Annotated in this window: 7 protein-coding genes; 2 read left to right on the plus strand and 5 right to left on the minus strand. The window is 62.4% G+C overall.

What is annotated here, in order from left to right:
• From AC1DLB_RS16990 to AC1DLB_RS17005, 4 genes are all read right to left on the minus strand, one after another.
• The coding region (locus tag AC1DLB_RS16990; RefSeq protein WP_477785320.1) for a Y-family DNA polymerase at positions 1-603 on the minus strand (603 nt) is incomplete at its 3' end.
• Positions 604-610: 7 nt separating this feature from the next.
• The gene (gene imuA, locus AC1DLB_RS16995) at positions 611-1228 is read right to left on the minus strand and encodes a translesion DNA synthesis-associated protein ImuA (protein WP_019578465.1); all 618 of its coding nucleotides are present in this window, start codon (positions 1226-1228) and stop codon (positions 611-613) included.
• Positions 1228-1845 carry a transcriptional repressor LexA gene (lexA, locus tag AC1DLB_RS17000; RefSeq protein WP_018927624.1) on the minus strand — a complete coding sequence of 206 codons (618 nt, stop codon included), beginning with the start codon at positions 1843-1845 and terminating at the stop codon, positions 1228-1230. The genes imuA and lexA overlap by 1 nt, the downstream gene beginning before the upstream one ends.
• Positions 1846-1883: 38 nt before the next feature.
• On the minus strand, positions 1884-2801 hold the full coding sequence (locus tag AC1DLB_RS17005) for a LysR family transcriptional regulator (RefSeq protein WP_018927623.1): 918 nt from the start codon (positions 2799-2801) through the stop codon (positions 1884-1886).
• A 103-nt stretch (positions 2802-2904) separates the two neighbouring features.
• Between AC1DLB_RS17005 and AC1DLB_RS17010 the strand changes: the two genes are divergently transcribed.
• Together AC1DLB_RS17010 and AC1DLB_RS17015 are read left to right on the plus strand one after the other, a co-directional pair.
• Positions 2905-4647, plus strand: a complete 1743-nt coding sequence (locus AC1DLB_RS17010) for an amidohydrolase (RefSeq protein ID WP_477785321.1) — start codon at positions 2905-2907, stop codon at positions 4645-4647.
• Between the two features lie 104 nt (positions 4648-4751).
• Positions 4752-5489 (plus strand): TorF family putative porin, encoded by a 738-nt coding sequence (locus tag AC1DLB_RS17015; protein WP_477743942.1) that lies wholly within the window; start codon positions 4752-4754, stop codon positions 5487-5489.
• Positions 5490-5589: 100 nt separating this feature from the next.
• Here the strand turns inward: AC1DLB_RS17015 and AC1DLB_RS17020 are convergent, their stop codons facing one another.
• Complete coding sequence (locus AC1DLB_RS17020; protein ID WP_477743941.1) at positions 5590-6477, minus strand: Dyp-type peroxidase; 888 nt, start codon at positions 6475-6477, stop codon at positions 5590-5592.
• Positions 6478-6804 lie beyond the last annotated feature (327 nt).

A 6804-nucleotide genomic window follows, 5' to 3' on the forward strand; every position in this document is an offset into this window, starting at 1 on the left:
GGGCAGCGCCTGCACCTGACTCAAGGTGCGCAGCCCCATGCGCGATAACGCCGTAGCAACGCTGGGCTCCAGGGCAATGCGATCGACGGGCAGTTGCCCGAGGTGATGCTGCAAGGCTTGATTGTCCGGCACCACCAGACCGTCATAAACGTTGGCCAGCACCCGCGCCGCCACCGGATTTGGCGCGGCGACAATCCGATGGCGAAACCCCAGCTCAGCGAGCTCGGCGCGCAGCCGCGCCTCGAACTGCGGCCAGGGCCCGAACAAGCCCAGGCTGGATTCGATTTCAAACACCACGGCACGCGGGTAATGCACGCTGACCTGGGAGCTGAACCGATAGGCCCAGGCGGCCAGGAACTGCTGCCAATGTTCGATTTCGGCGGCATCGTATTCGACGGTGACGAACCCTTTGCTCAGCGCCTGGGCGGCGGTCATCGACTGACCGGGTCGCAAACCCAGCGCCCGCGCCGCACCGTTGACCGCCTGCAGCACCCGCCGCTGGGCCGGGCCGGTCAGCAGCGCCAACGGCTCATCGGGGTCGGGGCGCTGACGCAGTACCGCGTCCAGCGCCAATTGCGGGAAGACAATGCACACCCAGCGCATGGCAACCTCAATGCCCCACGGCAAAGGCAATCGGCGCCGAACGGGCCAGCCCGCCCCGGCACTTGAGCACCCGCAACTGAGCAGGCTTGGCGTCGATGGCGATGCGCAGGGCCGCTGGCGACGGGTTGATGGCTTCACTGAGCGAGCGATAGGCGAACGCCAGGGTCTGCCCGGTTTCGGCCGCCACCTGCAAACGTCGCAACGCCCGGTCATCGGCCTTGTGCGGCCAGCACAACACCGCCCCGCAACTGCCCGAACGCAGGCATTGTTCCGCCGCCCACAGCGCATCGCGCTCGCTGGCCTGGATGATCGACAACTGGCGCAGATCGACCCCGGCGTTCTGCCAGGCCTGGGGATACGGCACGTAAGGCGGCGCCACCAGCACGATGCGCTCGCCCGCCGCCGACAGCCGTGCCAGCGTCGGCCACACCAGTTGCAACTCACCCACGCCCTGCCCGGCCAGGAGGATTTCGCTCAGCGCCGCTTCCGGCCAGCCACCGCTCGGCAACGCCGCATCCAGCGCCGCATGCCCTGTGGGTTGCGGGCTGACGGCCGGTGGCGCAGGTCGGCCCTTCCAGACCTGGCCGCCATTGAACAGCGTATCCAGCGCAACGACGGCGCCCATCACCCTTGCCTCACCAGACCACAGAACACGCCTTCGATGGCCAGCTCCTGATCGGCTCGAACAATGATCGGCTGGTAAGCCGGATTGCGCGGCAACAGGCGAACGGCATCGCCGACCCGCTCGAAACGCTTGATGGTGACTTCGCCGTCGAGCCGCGCCACCACGATCTGGCCGTTGAGCGCTTCAGGATTGCGCCGCACGCCCACCAGATCGCCGTCGAGAATGCCGTCCTCGATCATCGAATCACCCTGGACCCGCAGCATGTAATCCGGCACCCGCGAGAAGATCGACGGATCGAGCAGCAAGCGGCTGTGGACCTCGGCATCGGCACCGATCGGCGCACCGGCCGCCACGCGGCCCAGTACCGGAACGTCCAGCAGCTCGGGCCGCGGCGGCTGGTTCAACAAGCGGATGCCGCGCGCCTGATGCGGATTGACCTCGATGAAACCCGCCTCGGTCAGCGCCAGCACGTGCTTGCGCGCCACGCTACGGGAGGCGAAACCGAAGGCCTCGCTGATTTCAGCGAGGCTCGGGGGCTGACCGTGTTCGGCGATGCGATCGCGGATGAAGGTCAGGATGGCGGTACGGCGGGGAGTTAAAGTCGTCATGGAGTACATTTGTACTCTTTCGGCTTTTTCCTGGCAAGGACCGCCAGTCAGCTCAGCCCGCGAGAGGCCAGAAACCCGGCGATGTAATCGATAAAAGCCACGACTTTGGCGGTCGCTCGCCGATGGCTCGGGTACACCGCCAGAATGTGCGGGCCAAAGCTGTCGGGATCGATGTCGTAGTCCGCCATCACCCGCACCAGTCGACCGTCGGCCAGATACGGCGCAGCGCTCCATAGCGGCGTGTGCAACAACCCGCGTCCGGCCAGCGCATTGGCCAGCAGCAAGTCGTAATTGTCGCTGCGCAGCCGTGGCGCCTGGGGTTGCGGCAGGCTCAAGCGCTGCCCATCGCGCTCGGCCCACCAGAATTCGCGGCTGAGCAAGGGATGGCGATACAGCAACCATTCGTGCTCATCGAGGGTTTGCGGAGTGACCGGCAACGCCTTGCGCGCCAGATAGGCCGGGCTGCCACACAACGCCAGACGATTGCTGCCAACGACGCGGGCGATCAGCCCCGGCAGGTCGTCATGGCCTTCGCGCAGGGCCAGGTCGTAGCCGCTTTCCAGCAGATTGACGAACTCATCGCACAGGTCCACTTGCAGATTGATCTGCGGATACTGCTCCAGAAAACCGCCACACACCTGATCGAGAAAGGCATGCCCATAGGCCAGTGGCGCGGTGATTTTCAGATTGCCGCGCAGGCCATGCTGCAACTGCTCGATTTCCTCACCGGCCTCGTCCAGCCGCTGCAACACCTGACGCGCGGTTTCCAGGTAGAGCCGCCCCACTTCCGTCAGCAGAATCCGCCGGGTGCTGCGCTCGAATAGCCGGGCACCGAGCTCGGCCTCCAGGTGATTGACCGCTTTGGTCAGGGCCGACGGGGTCTTGCCCAGTTGCTCGGCGGCGCGGCTGAAACTGCCCAGTTGCGCCGTGACCACGAACATTTTCAACGCACCCAACTTGTCCATTTTTTTTCCATTCCGGCAAAAACGTTTTTCGTGAGTGAGGCGTTCTGTTGAGCATAAGCAGCCACTAATCTGGCCATCAGACGCAATAACAAGGAAACATTCAATGAAAAGATTCCTCCCGAATCTATTGGTGGCCGCTGTGGCTTTTGCCTCGATGGAAGCCATGGCAGCGACCGATCTGGTGCTGCTCAACGGCAAGATATTCACCGCCGACCGCAACCAGCCCAAGGTGCAGGCCCTGGCGGTGCAGGACGGCAAAGTGCTGCAAGTTGGCAGCGATGYACAGATAAAAGCCTTGATTGAATCGCAAACGAAAGTGATCGACCTCGGCGGCAAGACGTTGATGCCCGGCCTGATCGACAGCCATTCCCACGCGATTTTCGGCGGTCTGGAAATGGCCTCGGCCAATATGGAAGATGAGGTGGTCGACCTCGATGAGCTGGAAAAACGCCTGCGCGGATGGCGTGATGACGGCAAGGCGAAACACGGCGATGTGCTGAGCGTGGCCGGCATGAGTTCGGCGTATTGGGCCCAGGCCGAGGCCCTCGGCAAAAAATTCAACAGCGGCGAATGGGCCAAGGTGCCTGTGGTGTTCACCGGCAGCGACCACCACACCGCCTGGGCCAACAACGTCATGCTCGAACGCGCGGGCATCGACGCCATCCTGCTGCAAAACCTGCCGGCCGCCGAACTCGACACCATAGGCAAGCTTGCCGACGGTAGCCCCAACGGTTTTCTGGTGGACGCCGGTTGGGATCGGGTTGCGTTAAAAATGCCCGCGCCCAGTGCCGCCGACATGCTGCGCGCCGCGCAAACCGCCGTGCGCTACAACAACAGCCTGGGCATTACGGCCTGGATGGACCCCGCTGCCAACGCCGCCCCTGGCGAGCCGGTGTTTGCCCTTAAACCCACGGAGAAAACCGTCGGCGTACTGCCGGTGTACAAAGCGCTGTCGCAAAGCGGTGGCATGACCGCCCACGTCGCGGCCCTGCTGGTGGCCAATCCGAAAAGCGTACCGGCCGATCTCGACACGCTGGACAAGGTCCGCCAGCAATTCCAGGGCATCCCCAACCTGACCCTGCCCGGTATCAAGATCTTTGCCGACGGCGTGATCGAATACCCGGCCCAGAGCGCGGCGATGATCGATCCTTACACCAACTCGCAAAAACAGGGCGAGTTGCTGATCGATCCGAAGCACTTCGGCGAACTGGTCAGTGCCATCGATCAACGCGGCTGGCGGGTGCACATCCACGCCATCGGCGACCGCGCGGTACGCGAATCCCTGAACGGCATCGCCCAGGCGCGCAAGGATCGCCAGAGCGGCGTGACTCACTCGATCACCCACTTGCAAATGGTCAACCCGAAAGAGTTTGCGCGGTTCAAACCGCTCAACGTCATCGCCTCCATGCAGTTGCTCTGGGCCTCCGCCGACGATTACACCCTGGACATGATCAAGCCTTACGTCAGCGCCCTCGCCTTCCGCTATCAGTACCCAGCGCACTCGCTGCTCAAACAGGGCGCGACGATCGCCGGAGCCAGCGACTGGCCGGTGTCTTCGCCCAATCCGTGGAACGCCATGGCCCAGGCGATCACCCGAAACGGCCCGTTGGGCGTGTTGAACGCCGACGAACGCATCGACCGGGAAACGATGTTCTACGCCTACACCCTCAACGCCGCCCGCACTATCGGTCTAGAGAAGCAAATCGGCTCGTTGAGCCCCGGCAAGCAAGCCGATTTCATCGTTCTGGACCGCGACGTGTTCAGCGTCGATGAGAAAGCCCTGCACGACACCCAAGTGCTGCAAACCTGGTTCGCCGGTCGCGAAGTCTACGCCCCGACACTCTGAGAAAAATCGCCTGTACACGCTGCCCAACTCCGCATTCATCGCTGGGGTCTGGAGCAGCGTTGTCTCAAATCTGCCCATAACAATCACAACAAAGGCACTGCACCATGAAAGCGTTCACCCTGTTCGCCCTCGCATCCTTCAGCCTGTTGCCCCTGGGCAGCCAGGCCCTGCCCTTGAATGACGACTTCGCCGTGCTGGTCGACCTGACCCTGGCCAGCGACTATCGCACTCGCGGGATTTCGCAAACCCAGAACGACCCCGCCGTGCAAGCCGGTGTGACCCTGGCCCACAGCAGCGGCCTGTACCTGGGCGCCTGGAGTTCGAACGTCGATTTCGGCGGTGGCCTGAAAACCCGCCAGGAAGTCGACTACTACGGTGGTTGGCTGTGGCAGGCGACCGACGCCATCAGCCTGGATGTCGGCTATCTCAAATACGCGTATCCAAAAGAGAGCCAGTTCAATCAGAGCGAGGTCTACGGGATTCTCGACGTCTATGGCGTGAAACTCGCGGCCTATTACTCTGCCGATGCACCGGGCATCGACAGCAAACAGAGCACGTTGTACCGCTACGTTGGCTACGAAACCGAGTTGCCCTATGGGCTGGGGCTGAAACTGCGCTACGGCGAAATGGACTTCAAAGACCCGCGCCTGTATTCGGCCTCGGGGCATGGCGAGGAGGCTTATCACGAGTGGGAGGCGAAGCTGACCCGCGAAGTGGCCGGGGTGCTGCTGGGGTTGAGTTACATCGACACCGATTTGTCGAAAAGCCAATGCATCAGTAACTGGGGGTTCGACGATGTGTGCAGCGCGACCCTGGTGGCGAGTGTCAGCAAATCCTTTTGATGGTTTTTTGTAGGAGCGAGGCTTGCCCGCTAAAGCGTTTTACCTGACACACCGCCTTCGCGGGCAAGCCTCGCTCCTACAGGTGTACGCGATCCGCTATTTAGCCGACACGCAATGCGCGCAGGTCGAGGCGACCGTCCTTGAGCGGCGGGCACCAGTAGTAGCCACCAGTGATCGGTCGGCTGATGCGGTACAAACCGTCGGTGATGCCGTCCTCCAGACCGCTCATGCGTCGCAGTTGGGCTTCGAACGCATCGAGGGAAAAACCGAATGCCAGGAACATCAGCCCGGCGCGATCGCCTTCGATCCACGGCATCGAGCGACGGACCACGAAGGCTTCCGGTGCGAAGCTTTCCTGGGCGGTGCGTTTGACGTGGGCAGAGATCGGCGCGTCGTCGAGTTCTTCGTTGTCGCTCAGGCGTCGGCCCATGATGTTGTCCTTCTCGTGGGACGGCATCGCGTGGAAGCCTTTCAAGTCATGCTGCCATTGCTGGATCGCGGCGAAGCTGCCGCCGACCAGACCATCAGCGCCTTCGTTCAACAATGCAGCGGCCACAGCGGCTTCGTCGTGAGGGTTTTCGGTGCCGTCTTCGTAACCGGTCAGGTCATGGCCAGTCATGTGGCGGAAGGTTTCGTTCATCTGCACCAGACGCAGGGCCGGTGCCAGCGCGGCTTCGATCGCGTGGCTGCGATTGAGCAATTCGCCACGGTCAACACCGTGCAACCAGCACCAGAGCGCGTGTTGGGTCGACGGGTTGTCGACGCCGACACCGACCAGCGCAGGAAAGGCGCGCAAGCCGTCGATCTGCGCGTGCAGCGCCTTGACCAGGGACTCGCCGAAACCCACCACCGCCGATTTTCCGTCCACCAGGCGCGTCAGGTTATCCAGCGCTGCCGGCAGTGCCTCGGCGGATTCGAGGGCGAAGAACATATGACGAGCTTGAGGCGGAACTGGGGTGGCGAGGATGCCCGGCTGGTAGTAACTCATATGAACTCCTTTGAGAAAGAGCGCGAAGTTTAACCGGGGGATCGTTACTTGTGTGTTTTCAAGGGCAAAAGATCGCAACGGCTACAGGCGCTTTCATGAGCAGATGGGTCGACAGATTCTCGATCCACAACGTCGAGTCAAAAAAACCATAAGATGAGCCATGACAAGCCAGGCCGAGGTCTGCTAAAACGATTCATCAGTGCATCACCCAATCCAGACGGGGTAGCGATATGACCACAGCATCGATCCTTGGCAACCTGTTTCCCACCGCCGACGGCATCCCGGAAAAGTATCGCCTCAACGGCCAGACCGAGCAGCGCGAATACC

This window comes from Pseudomonas sp. 05N434 (assembly GCF_056396965.1).

Excerpts from the sequence above, each read along its gene's own strand:
- AC1DLB_RS17020 (WP_477743941.1), bottom strand. The coding sequence starts at position 6,477 with ATGAGTTACTACCAGCCGGGCATCCTCGCCACCCCAGTTCCGCCTCAA.
- AC1DLB_RS17005 (WP_018927623.1), bottom strand. The coding sequence starts at position 2,801 with ATGGACAAGTTGGGTGCGTTGAAAATGTTCGTGGTCACGGCGCAACTG.
- AC1DLB_RS17015 (WP_477743942.1), top strand. The coding sequence starts at position 4,752 with ATGAAAGCGTTCACCCTGTTCGCCCTCGCATCCTTCAGCCTGTTGCCC.
- imuA (WP_019578465.1), bottom strand. The coding sequence starts at position 1,228 with ATGGGCGCCGTCGTTGCGCTGGATACGCTGTTCAATGGCGGCCAGGTC.
- lexA (WP_018927624.1), bottom strand. The coding sequence starts at position 1,845 with ATGTACTCCATGACGACTTTAACTCCCCGCCGTACCGCCATCCTGACC.